Source organism: Streptomyces tropicalis, assembly GCF_029269835.1.
Classification (GTDB): domain Bacteria; phylum Actinomycetota; class Actinomycetes; order Streptomycetales; family Streptomycetaceae; genus Streptomyces; species Streptomyces tropicalis.
Genome location: NZ_JARJBB010000009.1, coordinates 214,796 through 229,738, shown reverse-complemented (window position 1 = coordinate 229,738; position 14,943 = coordinate 214,796). Strand labels below are relative to the sequence as shown.

Below are 14,943 nucleotides of genomic sequence, written 5' to 3'. Positions count from 1 at the left end.
TCGACTCAGGTCTGTTGACCGCACGGCGGGCCTCGTGCACACTTGAGTCCGTTCCACTCAAGTCAGCTGGAGGAATTCACCATGGCACGTGCGGTCGGCATCGACCTGGGCACGACTAACTCCGTCGTCAGCGTTCTGGAGGGCGGCGAGCCCACCGTCATCACCAACGCCGAGGGCGCCAGGACCACGCCGTCCGTCGTCGCCTTCGCCAAGAACGGCGAGGTGCTCGTCGGCGAGGTGGCCAAGCGCCAGGCGGTCACCAACGTGGACCGGACCATCCGCTCGGTCAAGCGCCACATGGGCACCGATTGGAAGATCAACCTCGACGGCAAGGACTTCAACCCGCAGCAGATCAGCGCGTTCGTGCTGCAGAAGCTGAAGCGGGACGCTGAGTCCTACCTGGGCGAGAAGGTGACCGACGCGGTCATCACCGTCCCGGCGTACTTCAACGACGCCGAGCGCCAGGCCACGAAGGAGGCCGGCGAGATCGCGGGCCTGAACGTGCTGCGCATCGTCAACGAGCCCACGGCCGCCGCCCTGGCGTACGGCCTGGACAAGGACGACCAGACCATCCTGGTCTTCGACCTCGGTGGCGGCACCTTCGACGTCTCGCTGCTGGAGATCGGCGACGGCGTCGTCGAGGTGAAGGCGACCAACGGCGACAACCACCTCGGTGGTGACGACTGGGACCAGCGCGTCGTCGACTACCTGGTCAAGCAGTTCCAGTCCGGCCACGGCGTGGACCTGAGCAAGGACAAGATGGCCCTCCAGCGCCTGCGCGAGGCGGCGGAGAAGGCCAAGATCGAGCTGTCCTCGTCCTCCGAGACCTCGATCAACCTGCCCTACATCACGGCCTCGGCCGAGGGCCCGCTGCACCTGGACGAGAAGCTCACCCGGGCCCAGTTCCAGCAGCTGACCGCCGACCTGCTGGAGCGCTGCAAGACGCCGTTCCACAACGTCATCAAGGACGCCGGCATCTCGATCAACGAGATCGACCACGTCGTCCTCGTCGGCGGTTCGACCCGCATGCCCGCCGTCGCCGAGCTCGTCAAGGAGCTGACCGGCGGCAAGGAGGCCAACAAGGGCGTCAACCCGGACGAGGTCGTCGCCATCGGCGCCTCGCTCCAGGCCGGTGTCCTCAAGGGCGAGGTCAAGGACGTCCTGCTGCTCGACGTCACCCCGCTGTCCCTCGGCATCGAGACCAAGGGCGGCATCATGACCAAGCTGATCGAGCGCAACACCACGATCCCGACGAAGCGTTCGGAGATCTTCACCACGGCCGAGGACAACCAGCCGTCGGTGCAGATCCAGGTCTACCAGGGCGAGCGCGAGATCGCGGCGTACAACAAGAAGCTCGGCATGTTCGAGCTGACCGGTCTGCCGCCGGCGCCGCGCGGCGTCCCGCAGATCGAGGTCTCCTTCGACATCGACGCCAACGGCATCATGCACGTGACCGCCAAGGACCTGGGCACGGGCAAGGAGCAGAAGATGACCGTCACCGGCGGCTCCTCGCTGCCGAAGGACGAGGTCGACCGCATGCGCCAGGAGGCCGAGCAGTACGCGGAGGAGGACCACCGCCGCCGCGAGGCCGCCGAGAGCCGCAACCAGGGCGAGCAGCTCGTCTACCAGACCGAGAAGTTCCTCAAGGACAACGAGGACAAGGTCCCGGGCGAGGTCAAGACCGAGGTCGAGGAGGCCGTCGCCGAGCTGAAGGAGAAGCTCAAGGGCGAGGACACCGCCGAGATCCGCACCGCCACGGAGAAGGTCGCCGCCGTCTCGCAGAAGCTCGGCCAGGCGATGTACGCCGACGCCCAGGCCGCGCAGGCCGCGGGCGGCGAGTCCGCCGGCGCCGGTGAGGCCAAGGCCGACGACGACGTGGTGGACGCCGAGATCGTCGACGACGAGCGCAAGGACGGTGCCGCGTGACGGAGGAGACCCCGGGCTTCGACGAGCAGCAGCCGCAGGCTCAGTCTCGGCAGCCCGACGTCCCCTCCGGCGCCACCTCTGACGACGCCGAGCCGCAGGCCGCCGCCTCCTCCGAGGAGAAGGAGGCGGCCCCGGCCGGGGACGCGGGTCAGCTGGCCGGTCTGACGGCGCAGCTGGACCAGGTGCGCACGGCGCTCGGCGAGCGCACGGCGGACCTCCAGCGGCTGCAGGCCGAGTTCCAGAACTACCGGCGCCGGGTCGAGCGCGACCGGATCGCGGTCAAGGAGATCGCCATCGCGAACCTCCTGACCGAGCTCCTGCCCGTGCTCGACGACGTCGGCCGCGCACGGGAGCACGGCGAACTGGTCGGCGGCTTCAAGTCCGTGGGCGAGTCGATGGAGACCGTGGCGGCGAAGCTGGGGCTGCAGCAGTTCGGCAAGGAGGGCGAGCCCTTCGACCCGACGATCCACGAGGCCCTCATGCACTCGTACGCGCCGGACGTCACCGAGACGACGTGCGTGGCGATCCTGCAGCCGGGGTATCGCATCGGCGAGCGCACCATCCGCCCCGCGCGGGTGGCCGTCGCCGAGCCCCAGCCGGGTGCGCAGACCGTCAAGCCGGCGGAGGAGTCGGGCACGGCCGAGGCCGCGGAGCCGGCCGAGGACAAGGAGAGCGGTGGCCCGGAGGAGGGCTGACGCCGACACGCACGCACGGAAGGAGGGGCGTCGGGGATGAGCACCAAGGACTTCATCGAGAAGGACTACTACAAGGTCCTCGGCGTCCCCAAGGACGCCACCGAGGCCGAGATCAAGAAGGCGTACCGGAAGCTCGCCCGCGAGTTCCACCCGGACGCCAACAAGGGCAACACCCGGGCCGAGGAGCGCTTCAAGGAGATCTCCGAGGCGAACGACATCCTCGGTGACCCCAAGAAGCGCAAGGAGTACGACGACGCCCGCGCCCTCTTCGGCAGCGGCGGGTTCCGCCCGGGGCCGGGCGCGGGCGGCGGCAACTTCAACTTCGACCTGGGTGACCTCTTCGGAGGCGGCGCCCAGGGCGGAGGCGCCGGGGGTGCCGGGGGCGCCGGCGGCTTCGGCGGCGGCATCGGCGACGTCTTCGGGGGCCTGTTCAACCGGGGCGGCGCGGGCGGCACGCGTACGCAGCCCCGGCGCGGCCAGGACATCGAGTCCGAGGTCACGCTGAGCTTCACCGAGGCCATCGAGGGCGCGACGGTCCCGTTGCGCATGTCCTCGCAGTCACCGTGCAAGGCCTGTTCGGGCACCGGCGACAAGAACGGCACACCGCGCGTGTGCCCGACCTGCGTCGGCACCGGACAGGTGGCCCGCGGCTCCGGCGGCGGCTTCTCGCTGACGGACCCGTGCCCGGACTGCAAGGGCCGCGGCCTGATCGCGGAGCACCCGTGCGAGGTCTGCAAGGGCTCGGGGCGCGCCAAGTCGTCCCGGACGATGCAGGTGCGTATCCCCGCCGGCGTCTCCGACAGCCAGCGGATCCGGCTGCGGGGCAAGGGCGCGCCGGGCGAGCGCGGCGGCCCGGCCGGTGACCTGTACGTGGTCGTCCATGTGGGCGCCCACCCGGTCTTCGGCCGCAAGGGCGACAACCTCACCGTCACGGTGCCCGTCACCTTCGCGGAGGCGGCCCTCGGAGGCGAGGTGCGCGTCCCGACGCTCGGCGGGCCCCCGGTCACGCTGAAGCTGCCCCCGGGCACGCCGAACGGCCGTACGATGCGGGCCCGGGGCAAGGGCGCGGTCCGCAAGGACGGCACCCATGGGGACCTGTTGGTCACCGTCGAGGTGAGTGTCCCGGCGGACCTGTCGGGGAAGGCTCGTGACGCGCTCGAGGCGTATCGCGAGGCGACCGCGGACGAGGATCCGCGGGCGGAGCTGTTCGAGGCCGCGAAGGGAGCATGAGTGAGATGGACGGCCGCCGTCGAAACCCGTACGAACTGACGGAAGACACACCGGTGTACGTCATCTCGGTGGCCGCCCAGCTGTCCGGACTGCACCCTCAGACCCTCCGTCAGTACGACCGGCTCGGCCTGGTCTCCCCGGACCGCACCGCGGGCCGGGGCCGCCGCTACTCGGCCCGCGACATCGAACTGCTCCGCCAGGTGCAGCAGTTGTCGCAGGACGAGGGGATCAACCTGGCGGGCATCAAGCGCATCATCGAACTGGAGAACCAGGTCGCCGCGCTGCAGTCCCGCCTCGCGGAGATGCAGGCGGCCCTCGACGGCGCGGCGGCCGCCATGCGCCAGCGCGAGGCCGCCGTCCACGCCTCCTACCGGCGGGACCTGGTCCCGTACCAGGAGGTTCAGCAGACCAGCGCGCTGGTGGTGTGGCGCCCCAAGCGCCAGCAGTCCTCGGACTGACCGCACCGCGCGCCGCACGCGGGCACCACGAAGGGCCGGGAGGGCACCACCCTCCCGGCCCTTCGTGCTGCGCCGCCCGCCGCACTCCCGTCCCGCGCCCCACGGCCGCCACGGCGGACGGGATGTGCCCGAGGGGACGACCGGTGTGCCCGCACGCCGTCCCGGCCGGGTTCGTTCGCCCGGACGTCCGAGGAACGAACGGGCGGGCGTACGCGCCATGCTGACGAAACAGGAGGAACCGGCCCGGTTGCGCGGATCTTTGCCCGCCGGTGAACCCCCTTTGGGTGAACAGCCCGTAGAGAGTGTACGGAGGCGGTTACGCGAGGCCTTCACAGTGAAAGCGGAGCGTGGTGTTGTCATCTCGTTAAGTGGTTTCGCTTGACGCCGGTACCCGCCGACGCGTTGGCTTTTCAGTCATCTGGGCCGCAATGCTGCGGCCACGTCCGGAAGGCACCAGAAGTGAGCACCTCGATGCGTCGTATCGCCATAGCCGTGGCCGCGCCCACGCTGACCCTCTCGCTGGCCGCCTGCGGCGCGCTCGGCGTGTCGGGGAGCGGTGGCGACGCGACGCCCACCAAGGGCGACGAGATGACGGTGGGTCTGCTGCTGCCGGAGACGGCGAACACGCGGTACGACAAGTTCGACTACCCCATCATCAAGCAGCAGGTCTCCGAGCTCACCAAGGGCCGCGGCAAGGTCGAGTACGCCAACGCCGGCGCGGACCCGGGCAAGCAGAGCAGCCAGATGCAGCAGATGATCGACGACAAGGTCGACGTCATCCTGGTCGACGCGGTCGACTCGCACGCCATCGCCGGGGACGTGAAGAAGGCCAAGGACGCGGGCATCCCGGTCATCGCCTACGACCGGCTCGCCGAGGGCCCGATCGACGCCTACATCTCCTTCGACAACGAACTGGTCGGCGAGGTGCAGGGCCGCTCCCTGCTCCAGGCGCTGGGCCCGAACGCCGGTCCCTCCACCCGGATCGTCATGATGAACGGCTCGCCCACCGACCCGAACGCCAAGCAGTTCAAGGCGGGCGCGCTGTCCGAGCTCAACGGCAAGGTGACGGTCGCCAGGTCCTACGACACCGCGGGCTGGAAGCCGGAGAACGCCCAGGCCAACATGGCCGAGGCCATCAACACCTTCGGCCGCAACGGCATCGCCGGCGTCTACTCGGCCAACGACGGCATGGCGGCGGGCGTCATCAAGGCGTACAAGGCGGCCGGCGTCACCAGCCTGCCGCCGATCACCGGGCAGGACGCCGAACTCGACGCGGTGCAGCGGATCGTCGCGGGCGAGCAGTACATGAGCGTCTACAAGTCCTACCCGACCGAGGCCGAGAACGCGGCCGAGATGGCGGTCGCCAAGGTCCAGGGCAAGGACATCCAGTTCGACTCCCTGACCCGGGACAAGGTGAACAGCCCGACCGACCGGAGCATCCCGGCGCAGCTGGTCTCCGTGGTCGCCCTGACCAAGTCCAACATCAAGTCCACGGTCCTCGCCGACGGCATCTACAAGGTGTCCGAGATCTGCACGTCCAGGTACCGGGCGGCCTGCGCGGCGGCCGGCCTCAAGTAGCGGCCGGTGCGGGCCCGTCGGCTCTCCTCCGCGGCCCGGCGGCCCGCTTCACGGGTGCGAAGGCCCGCACCGTCGCCGTCCGCACCCTCCGCCGCCCCCGTCGCCACCCGCCGTCCGTGCGCGGCGCCGGGCCCGGACCGCGGAGCGCGCGGCCCCGGTGCGGTGCGCCCCGTGCGGGCCGGTGCGGTGCGCCCCGTGCGGGCCGGTGCGCCGTCACCACCGTGCGGCAATGCGCCAGTCGGCGGCCGGTACACAGCCCCGCATACCGGTGTTTTCCGGCGACCGACCCGGGCGGAGCCGTGTTGCGGAGCCGGTCCCGGCCGCGCATAGTTGCGCTGCGGAAGAGGCGGAAACCGGGGGTGGGATGGGCCATGGCCGGGCACGGGGCGGAGCAGCATCCTCACGGTGCCGACCGACTGTGCGAGGCCGGGGATCGCGTGTATTCCCGGGCCGTGCGGCGCGGCCGGGTGGCACGCCTGGACGCCGAACCGGTGCCCTGCCTGCTCGATCTGGCGCTGCTGCACCCCGACCCCGACGACATGGACTTCCTGGTGCCCACCGCACCGCAGGAGGTCATGACCCGGCTGCTGCGGGGGATGTACGACGAGGTCAGTGAGAGCCACCGCCGGGTGGGTTCGGTGGTCGCGGCCTTCGAGCGCTACGCGGGGCTCGGCCGGCGGGTCCAGCCGCCGTCGGCCACGGTCGAGGGCTCGGCGATCCGCGTCCTCGACGGACTCTCCCGCATCCAGGCGGCGATGGACGAGGCGACCGCGGCCTGCACCACCGAGGTCCTCAGCGTGCAGCCGGGCGGGATCCGGCGCGAGCACGAGCTGTCGGAGGGCCTGCACCGCGCCCTGGCGCTGCGCGGCCGCGGGGTGCGCATGCGCGACCTCTACACCCATGTGGCCCGGCACGGCCAGGGACTGCTCACCTACCTGGAGCTGATGGGCGACACGGTCGAGGCGCGCACCCTGGACGAGGTCATCGACCGGCTGATCCTCTTCGACCGCACGGTCGCCTTCATCCCCGCCAACACCGACCGCACCATGGCGCTGGAGCTGCGCCACCCCGCGCTCATCGAGTACCTCGTCACGGTCTTCGAGCGGCTGTGGCGGCTGGCGATCCCGCTGACCGCCGCGCTGCCGGACACCGGCATCGAGGGCATCTCCCACCGCGAGCAGTCCATCGCCGCGCTGCTGGCGGAGGGCCACCAGGACGCGGTGATCGCCGAGCGGCTGGGCATCAGCGTGCGCACCTGCCGCGCGCACATCGCCCGGCTGTCGGAGACGCTGGGCGCCGCGAGCCGGACGCAGCTGGGCGTCCGCATCGCCCAGGCGGGCCTGGACGGCCGGCCGCGCGCCTCCGAGCCCGCTCCGATCGGCGTGCCCGGTGCGGGGTCCTCCCCCGTGCGCTGAGCGCCTGTGTCAGCGCTGCTGCTCCAGCAGGCCCGACTGGGCGATGAGATAGCCGAGCTGGGCCCGGCTGCCGCTGCCGAGGGCGGTCGCGAGCTTGGCGATGTGGGCCCGGCAGGTGCGTACATTCATCCCCAGCCGGCGGGCTATGGCCTCGTCGACGTGGCCCTCGACCAGGAGCTTGGCGATGGAGTGCTGGACCTCCGTGATGCCCCCGGAGGCGGTCTCGTACGGGGCGCCGGTGCTCAGCGGCACGGCCCGGTCCCACAGGAACTCGAAGAGCTTGATCAGGTAGCGCACCAGGCCCGGGTGCCGGAGCTCCAGGGCGACCTGCTGGTCGTCGCGGGCCGGGATGAACGCCACCGTCTCGTCGCAGATGATCAGCCGTTCCACCAGCTCGTCTATCGTGCGGTACTCCGCCTTTCCGGCGGAGAGCTGGGCGACGTAGGCGAGCTTCTCGGGGCTGTAGCGGGCGGTGTGCTGGTAGAGGGTGCGGATCCGGACGCCGCGCTCGGTCAGCGGGCGGTCGCGCTCCAGGCCCTGCAGGAGGCTGGTCTCGGTGCGGTTGCCGCTGGGCTGGATGGTGAGCATCTCGGAGTGGCACTGGCTCGTGGCCAGGTTGAGGGCGGCGTTGATGCGCTCACCGCCCTCCAGCACGGTGACGGAGTCCGTCGGCACGGCCGCCTGGGCGCTCAGCGCCATGAATGGCTCGAATGCGTCCGACAGGTCGATCGACAGGCGGCGCCGGTCGGTGATCTCCTGCTCGATGGGATTGAGCCGCTGGGCGAGCGCGACCGCCGGCGGCACGGGACGCAGCCAGCCGGCGTCCTCGGGGTCGGGGTGGAGGAGTGCGAACTCGAGGAGACAGGGGGCGGACTCCACGTCGGTGCGGGCGATGCGTCCCAGGCGGAGTGCGTGCGCGTAGAGACGACCGCCTTCCTCGCACATCTCGGTCATCGCGTGGGGATGTGCCACCTTCGTCCGATTTGTTGTCAAATCTCCACCCCCCAGGGTCCTGAACATGCAGGAACATGATGCACCGATTGTGTGGCCATGACGTGCCCGAATGAGCCATCGTCGTACTCGACGGGGGAAGAGGGGACCTTCAAGTGAGGACGAAGCCGACTATGCGTAAGAGAATGCTTCGCTCGGTGCTTGTAGCAGCCTTCTCCACCGTTGTGGCCTTCGGTGCGTTGAGTGGCCTCGCTGGTGCGAAGGGTGATACTCGGGCGGACAGTGCCTGGCCGGCCATAGCCGTTTCGGGCACGTCTGCGGGCGGCGCCGGCGCGAAGAGTGACACGCGGGCCGACAGTGCCTGGCCGGTGGTGGTCGTCTCCCGGGCGCCGGGCGGCGGCGCGCAGGCCGCCCCAGGTGGTGACTCCCGGTGACGACGCCTCCGGACGACCGCTCCTTCCGGCGCGAGATGGCGACCGCCTACCGGTCCGGCTGGCACTTCATCGACCTGGTCACCGCCATCCCCCACAGCGGTGACTCGCTGATGGTGACCGTCTTCGGAGAGCCGGTCGTCGTCACGCGGGACGAGGACGGGGACGTGCGGGCGTACCGGTGTCTGCGACGGCCTCGGGGGGCGCCGCAGCCGGTGCGGTGCGCCGTACGCTACGGAATGATCTTTGTGAACCTGGACCAGCGGGACCATCGGCAGGTGGCGCCGAACCCGCCGGACCTCCGGACCATCTCGGCCACCCCCCGCAGTGCCTGACGCGATTCCCCCGTCGTAACAGATCGCTCAGGTACTTCCCCCCGCAGCGGCGTCACCGTGACCTGAACACGGTGACGCCGCTGCAGTTTTCCCGGACATCTCCGGACACCATCGCATTCTCGCCGTGGCTGAAAAGCGCCGTTCGGGGCGGTGGTGCGTCTCAGCCGTGCCCCAGGGCCCGTGTCAGTTCGATCTCGATGACGACCCGGGACGGATTGGGGCGCGGTGTCCGCCCGTACCGCTCGGTGTACCGGCGCTCCGCCTCCGCGATCCGCTCCGGCTCCGTCCGGACGGCGGCGCGGCCCTCCAGCGTCGCCCACCGCCGCCCGTCCACCTGGCAGACCGCGACCGGCGCGCCCTCCTCGCCGGCGGCCCGTACGTGCCGCACCTTGGCGCTGGTCCCGCTGGCGATCACCCGGGCCAGCCGCGCCCCGGGGTCGTAGGTCACCCCGACGGGGACGACGTGCGGGGTGCCGTCGGGGCGCAGCGTGGTCAGCGTGCACAGGTGCCGCTCCCGCCAGAAGTCGAGGTACGGCGCGTCGGGAGCGCCCGGGTCCTGTGCGTTCGTGGTGCCCATGCCGGGAACCTAGTCCGTCGGACCGCCCGCGCCCGGCCTTGAGTGAAAGAGACTCAACCTCACCCTTGAGTGGAATAGACTCAACTTTGTGTACGCTGACTGAGTCAGTGCCGGGAGACGAGGCAGTGCGCCGACATCTGGGAGGAGAAAGCGACCGTGGACGCCGAGCTGACCAACAGGAGCCGGGACGCGATCAAAGCGGCCGGCAGCCGGGCCGTGTCCGAGGGGCATGCGGACCTGACCCCCGCCCACCTGCTCCTCGCACTGCTCGGGGGCCGGGACAACGAGAACATCATCGACCTGCTGTCCGCCGTGGACGCCGACCAGGCGTCCGTCCGCGCCGGCGCCGAGCGCGTCCTCGCCGGGCTGCCCAGCGTGACCGGGTCCACGGTCGCGCCCCCGCAGCCGGACCGCGAGCTGCTCGCCGTGATCGCGGACGCGGAGGCGCGGGCCGCCGACCTCGGCGACGAGTTCCTGTCCACCGAGCACCTGCTGATCGGCGTCGCCGCCAAGGGCGGCGCGGCCGGCGAGGCGCTCGCCGCGCAGGGCGCGAGCGCGAAGAAGCTCCAGGACGCATTCCGCAAGGCGAGGGGAGGGCGCAGGGTGACCACACCCGACCCCGAGGGCCAGTACAAGGCCCTGGAGAAGTTCGGCACCGACTTCACCGAGGCGGCGCGTGAGGGCAAGCTCGACCCGGTCATCGGCCGGGACCACGAGATCCGCCGCGTCGTGCAGGTGCTGTCCCGCCGCACCAAGAACAACCCGGTCCTCATCGGGGAGCCCGGCGTCGGCAAGACCGCCGTCGTCGAGGGGCTCGCCCAGCGGATCGTCAAGGGCGACGTGCCCGAGTCCCTGAAGGACAAGCGGCTGGTCGCGCTGGACCTGGGCGCCATGGTCGCCGGGGCGAAGTACCGCGGCGAGTTCGAGGAGCGGCTGAAGACCGTCCTGTCGGAGATCAAGGACTCCGAGGGGCAGATCATCACCTTCATCGACGAGCTGCACACCGTCGTCGGCGCCGGTGCCGGCGGGGACTCCGCGATGGACGCGGGCAACATGCTCAAGCCGATGCTGGCCCGCGGTGAGCTGCGCATGGTGGGCGCCACCACGCTGGACGAGTACCGCGAGCGCATCGAGAAGGACCCGGCGCTGGAGCGGCGCTTCCAGCAGGTGCTGGTCGCCGAGCCGACCGTCGAGGACACCGTGGCGATCCTGCGCGGCCTCAAGGGCCGGTACGAGGCCCACCACAAGGTGCAGATCGCGGACAGCGCCCTGGTCGCGGCCGCGACCCTGTCCGACCGATACATCACCTCACGCTTCCTGCCCGACAAGGCCATCGACCTGGTCGACGAGTCGGCGTCCCGGCTGCGCATGGAGATCGACTCCTCGCCGGTCGAGATCGACGAGTTGCAGCGTGCCGTCGACCGGCTGCGGATGGAGGAGCTGGCGATCGGCAAGGAGACCGACCGTGCCTCCCGGGACCGGCTGGAGAAGCTGCGCCGCGACCTCGCCGACAAGGAGGAGGAGCTGCGCGGCCTGACCGCCCGCTGGGAGAAGGAGAAGCAGTCCCTCAACCGGGTCGGCGAGCTGAAGGAGAAGCTGGACGACCTGCGCGGCCAGGCCGAACGCGCCCAGCGCGACGGCGACTTCGACAGCGCCTCCAAGCTGCTGTACGGCGAGATCCCGGGCCTGGAGAAGGAGCTGGAGGCCGCCTCCGAGGCCGAGGAGGAGGCCTCCAGCGACACCATGGTCAAGGAGGAGGTCGGCCCCGACGACATCGCGGACGTCGTCGCCTCCTGGACCGGCATCCCGGCCGGGCGCCTGCTGGAGGGCGAGACGCAGAAGCTGCTGCGCATGGAGGACGAGATCGGCCGCCGGCTCATCGGCCAGGGCGAGGCCGTACGGGCCGTGTCGGACGCCGTGCGCCGCAGCCGTGCGGGCATCGCCGACCCCGACCGCCCGACGGGCTCCTTCCTCTTCCTCGGCCCGACCGGCGTCGGCAAGACCGAACTGGCGAAGGCGCTCGCCGACTTCCTCTTCGACGACGAGCGGGCCATGGTCCGCATCGACATGTCGGAGTACGGCGAGAAGCACAGCGTGGCCCGCCTGCTCGGCGCCCCGCCCGGATACGTCGGCTACGAGGAGGGCGGCCAGCTGACCGAGGCGGTGCGCCGCCGGCCCTACAGCGTCGTCCTGCTCGACGAGGTGGAGAAGGCCCACCCGGAGGTCTTCGACATCCTGCTGCAGGTGATGGACGACGGCCGGCTGACGGACGGGCAGGGCCGCACGGTCGACTTCCGCAACACCATCCTCGTGCTCACCTCCAACCTCGGCAGCCAGTTCCTGGTCGACCCGCTCACGGGCGACGAGGAGAAGCGGCAGCAGGTGCTGGAGGTGGTGCGGACCTCCTTCAAGCCGGAGTTCCTCAACCGCCTCGACGACCTCGTGGTCTTCCAGGCGCTGACCGGGCCGGAGCTGGAGCGGATCGCACAACTCCAGATCGACCGGCTGGCCCGGCGCCTGGCGGAGCGCCGCCTGACCCTGGAGGTCACGCCCGCGGCGCTGGCCTGGCTCGCGGAGGAGGGCATGGACCCGGCCTACGGCGCGCGCCCGCTGCGCCGCCTGGTGCAGACCGCGATCGGCGACCGGCTGGCCCGGGAGATCCTCTCCGGGGAGATCCGGGACGGCGACACGGTCCGCGTCGACCGCTTCGGCGAGGGCCTGCTGGTCGGCCCGGCGACCGGGAAGACGCTGTAGGCGCGGCGCCCGGGGGCGCTCCGGAGGGAGCGTCCCCGGGGCCTCGCGCGAGGTGCCCCGGATCGGTGCGGCCGGACTCGTCAGGGCCGCGCGGGAGCGGGTACCCGTACAGCGGCCCGCCCCGGTGACCGGATCGTGTCAGCCGTGGGCTGACAGGGGCGTCGGGGCTTGCCACCACCCTCCCCGGATGGGAGAGGATGGCGGGATCCGTACGAAGGGAAAATCACGGTGAGCATCGACCCGTCCTCGATTCCGAACTTCGGGGGCCAGCCCGAGCCGCAGCCCCAAGGACCGGCGGGCCCCGTCGTGCCGGATCAGGACCTGGTGAAGCAGCTCCTGGACCAGATGGAGCTCAAGTACGTCGTCGACGAAGAGGGCGACCTCGCGGCGCCGTGGGAGCAGTTCCGCACGTACTTCATGTTCCGGGGCGAGGCCGACCAGCAGGTCTTCTCGGTGCGGACGTTCTACGACCGGCCGCACAAGATCGACGAGAAGGCGCAGCTGCTGGAGGCCGCCGACGACTGGAACCGCCGCACCCTGTGGCCCAAGGTCTACACGCACACCCACGACGACGGCACCGTCCGCTTCATCGGCGAGGCGCAGATGCTGATCGGCGTGGGTGTCAGCCTGGAGCACTTCGTGTCCTCGACGGTCAGCTGGGTGCGTGCGGCCATCGAGTTCGACAAGTGGCTCGTGGAGCAGCTCGGCATCGAGCAGGAGGTCGACCAGGCCGACCCCGAGACCCCCGAGGACGACGCGTAGCCCTACGCGCCCCTCACAGCGGCGTGTGCGTGACCACGACGAGGTACGCGCCGTAGCCGCTGGAGAGCCCGGCCAGGGCACAGGCCACCACGGCCGCGTGCCGGGGCCGGGCTCTCGCCGTACGGGTGAGGGCCCGCGCCAGCGGCAGCAGCAGCGGGAAGGCGGGCAGCAGGAAGCGGGGCTTGCACTGGAAGAAGCCCGCGTCGCCGAGCGCCACGGCGAGCAGTACGCCGCTGTAGACGGTCAGCGGCAGGGGCGCGCGGTCCGCCAGCAGCAGCGCGAACAGCAGCACGGCCGCCGCCACCAGCACCAGCGCCATGGAGAAGAGCAGGGCGTCGCGCTGGAGTGCCAGGTGCTTGGCGAAGCGCAGTGAGCCCCGGCCGAAGTCGAAGCGCGAGCCCCACAGGCGCTGCACCCGCACGTACCCGCCCAGCAGGTCACCGCTCCGCCGCCCCACCCACAGCACGTACGCCGTCCAGCCCAGCGGGGCGAGCGCGGCGCCCGTCCACACCCCGGGGGAGGCCCGGCCGCGCTCGCGCACCAGGGTGGCGGCCGCCGCCGCCATGACGGCCACGGCGACCGCGAACCCGTTGGGCCGGGACAGGCCGGCCAGCGCGGCCAGCGCGCCCGCGCGCACCCAGCGCCCGCCGAGGACCGCGTGCAGCGACCAGGCCGCGCAGGCGGTGAGCACCGGCTCGGTGTACCCCATCGACAGCACCACCGAGTGCGGCAGCAGCCCCCACAGCAGCGCCAGCGCGGTGCCGACGGCCCGCCCGTGCAGCAGGGCGCCGACCGCGTAGATCCCCCAGGCGGCCACCGCGGCCGCGGTCCAGGCGACGACCAGGCCCGCCGCGCCCCCGCTCAGCGGGGTCATCATGTGCACGGCCCGGACCAGCACGGGGTAGAGCGGGAAGAACGCGAGGTCGCTGTGGACGATCCCGGGGCGGGGGTGGAGGGTCCGGCCGTACCCGTGGACGGCGATCGCCAGGTACCAGATCGAGTCCCAGGACCGGCCCAGCAGGGCGAGCGCGTGCTTGCCGTGCATCCGGGCGGTCGCCACGACGCAGGCGAGCCCCAGCAGCCGGGCCGCCGTGAACAGGGCGACGGCCGTGGCCGCGGGCGGGATGCGGAGCCGCACGCGCCCGCCGGCGTCCGGCTCGGTGAGGGCGCGGGAGGGTCCGGGCGTACTGACGTGGGTCACATAGGAATATTGCGGGATGAAACGGTCGTACTCGGATATTTTCTGTCCGCGTCGTCCTCCGAACCGGTCGCCCGGCCGGCCTTCGTCGCCCCGACCGGTACCTCCGCCCACACCGTCTTGCCCACGGAGCGGCGCGGCGCCGACCCCCAGCGGACGGCCAGGGCGTCCACGAGGAGCAGTCCCCGGCCGGACTCGCCCTCCGGGCGGGGCGAGGGCGGGGCCTCGGGCGGACGCCTCGCGGCGGCGGCGTCCGAGACCTCGACACGCACCGTGCCCGTGGCCGTGTCGAGGGTGAGCCGCAGGCCGAAGTCGCGTCCGGGGACCCGCCCGTGCCGCACGGCGTTCGCGGCCAGCTCGCCGACGACGAGGGCGACCGTGCACGACGCGTCCGACGCCGGCGGGTGGTCCCACTCCTCCATCTGCCGGACGGCGAGACGCCGGGCGAGCTGCGCACCACGCGGCGAGGAGGTGAACCGGGCCGCGAGCACGCGCAGTTCGCCGGTCGCGCCGGTGGGCGCGGCGGTCTCCGCCGCAGGGGCCGCGGCGCCTCGCCGCGGCCCGCCTCCCGGGGTGGTCGTTCCTGTCGACACGGTTTGTCCGTCCCTCTCCGTCGGGCCGATGCTTCCGCGA

13 protein-coding genes are annotated in these 14,943 nt (G+C 71.7%); 9 read left to right on the top strand and 4 right to left on the bottom strand.

The window, feature by feature from the left end:
- Nucleotides 1-81 precede the first annotated feature (81 nt).
- From dnaK to P3H78_RS19580, 6 genes are all read left to right on the top strand, one after another.
- Nucleotides 82-1,926, top strand: a complete 1,845-nt coding sequence (dnaK, locus tag P3H78_RS19605) for a molecular chaperone DnaK (protein ID WP_276110341.1) — start codon at nucleotides 82-84, stop codon at nucleotides 1,924-1,926.
- Nucleotides 1,923-2,621 (top strand): nucleotide exchange factor GrpE, encoded by a 699-nt coding sequence (gene grpE / locus P3H78_RS19600; RefSeq protein WP_276110340.1) that lies wholly within the window; start codon nucleotides 1,923-1,925, stop codon nucleotides 2,619-2,621. Before dnaK ends, grpE begins: the two co-directional genes overlap by 4 nt.
- A 36-nt stretch (nucleotides 2,622-2,657) precedes the next feature.
- Nucleotides 2,658-3,851, top strand: a complete 1,194-nt coding sequence (dnaJ, locus tag P3H78_RS19595) for a molecular chaperone DnaJ (RefSeq protein ID WP_276110338.1) — start codon at nucleotides 2,658-2,660, stop codon at nucleotides 3,849-3,851.
- Between the two features lie 5 nt (nucleotides 3,852-3,856).
- Nucleotides 3,857-4,309: a heat shock protein transcriptional repressor HspR gene (locus P3H78_RS19590; RefSeq protein ID WP_276110410.1), complete on the top strand. Its 453-nt coding sequence runs from the start codon at nucleotides 3,857-3,859 to the stop codon at nucleotides 4,307-4,309.
- A gap of 471 nt (nucleotides 4,310-4,780) precedes the next feature.
- Entirely contained in the window at nucleotides 4,781-5,887 is a 1,107-nt protein-coding gene (locus tag P3H78_RS19585; protein WP_276110409.1) for a sugar ABC transporter substrate-binding protein, read from the top strand.
- A gap of 371 nt (nucleotides 5,888-6,258) precedes the next feature.
- Nucleotides 6,259-7,302: a helix-turn-helix transcriptional regulator gene (locus P3H78_RS19580; protein ID WP_276110337.1), complete on the top strand. Its 1,044-nt coding sequence runs from the start codon at nucleotides 6,259-6,261 to the stop codon at nucleotides 7,300-7,302.
- A gap of 9 nt (nucleotides 7,303-7,311) precedes the next feature.
- On the opposite strand, the gene P3H78_RS19575 is transcribed toward P3H78_RS19580, so the two are convergent.
- Nucleotides 7,312-8,256, bottom strand: a complete 945-nt coding sequence (locus P3H78_RS19575; protein ID WP_276110336.1) for a helix-turn-helix domain-containing protein — start codon at nucleotides 8,254-8,256, stop codon at nucleotides 7,312-7,314.
- A gap of 427 nt (nucleotides 8,257-8,683) precedes the next feature.
- On the opposite strand from P3H78_RS19575, the gene P3H78_RS19565 reads away from it, so the two are divergent.
- Entirely contained in the window at nucleotides 8,684-9,019 is a 336-nt protein-coding gene (locus tag P3H78_RS19565; RefSeq protein WP_276110334.1) for a Rieske (2Fe-2S) protein, read from the top strand.
- 160 nt (nucleotides 9,020-9,179) lie between these two features.
- Here the strand turns inward: P3H78_RS19565 and P3H78_RS19560 are convergent, their stop codons facing one another.
- Nucleotides 9,180-9,596, bottom strand: coding sequence for a pyridoxamine 5'-phosphate oxidase family protein (locus tag P3H78_RS19560; RefSeq protein WP_276110333.1), 417 nt, complete (start codon nucleotides 9,594-9,596; stop codon nucleotides 9,180-9,182).
- A 156-nt stretch (nucleotides 9,597-9,752) separates the two neighbouring features.
- On the opposite strand from P3H78_RS19560, the gene clpB reads away from it, so the two are divergent.
- Nucleotides 9,753-12,350, top strand: coding sequence for an ATP-dependent chaperone ClpB (clpB, locus tag P3H78_RS19555; RefSeq protein ID WP_276110332.1), 2,598 nt, complete (start codon nucleotides 9,753-9,755; stop codon nucleotides 12,348-12,350).
- Between the two features lie 228 nt (nucleotides 12,351-12,578).
- Entirely contained in the window at nucleotides 12,579-13,112 is a 534-nt protein-coding gene (locus tag P3H78_RS19550; RefSeq protein WP_276110330.1) for a YbjN domain-containing protein, read from the top strand.
- 13 nt (nucleotides 13,113-13,125) lie between these two features.
- On the opposite strand, the gene P3H78_RS19545 is transcribed toward P3H78_RS19550, so the two are convergent.
- Together P3H78_RS19545 and P3H78_RS19540 are read right to left on the bottom strand one after the other, a co-directional pair.
- Complete coding sequence (locus P3H78_RS19545) at nucleotides 13,126-14,313, bottom strand: putative hexosyltransferase (protein ID WP_276110329.1); 1,188 nt, start codon at nucleotides 14,311-14,313, stop codon at nucleotides 13,126-13,128.
- Nucleotides 14,310-14,903 (bottom strand): ATP-binding protein, encoded by a 594-nt coding sequence (locus tag P3H78_RS19540; RefSeq protein WP_438827995.1) that lies wholly within the window; start codon nucleotides 14,901-14,903, stop codon nucleotides 14,310-14,312. Before P3H78_RS19540 ends, P3H78_RS19545 begins: the two co-directional genes overlap by 4 nt.
- Nucleotides 14,904-14,943: the final 40 nt, after the last annotated feature.

Coding starts and splice junctions, on each gene's coding strand:
- dnaK (WP_276110341.1), top strand. CDS start 82: ATGGCACGTGCGGTCGGCATCGACCTGGGCACGACTAACTCCGTCGTC.
- dnaJ (WP_276110338.1), top strand. CDS start 2,658: ATGAGCACCAAGGACTTCATCGAGAAGGACTACTACAAGGTCCTCGGC.
- P3H78_RS19590 (WP_276110410.1), top strand. CDS start 3,857: ATGGACGGCCGCCGTCGAAACCCGTACGAACTGACGGAAGACACACCG.
- P3H78_RS19585 (WP_276110409.1), top strand. CDS start 4,781: ATGCGTCGTATCGCCATAGCCGTGGCCGCGCCCACGCTGACCCTCTCG.
- P3H78_RS19580 (WP_276110337.1), top strand. CDS start 6,259: ATGGCCGGGCACGGGGCGGAGCAGCATCCTCACGGTGCCGACCGACTG.
- P3H78_RS19575 (WP_276110336.1), bottom strand. CDS start 8,256: ATGACCGAGATGTGCGAGGAAGGCGGTCGTCTCTACGCGCACGCACTC.
- P3H78_RS19560 (WP_276110333.1), bottom strand. CDS start 9,596: ATGGGCACCACGAACGCACAGGACCCGGGCGCTCCCGACGCGCCGTAC.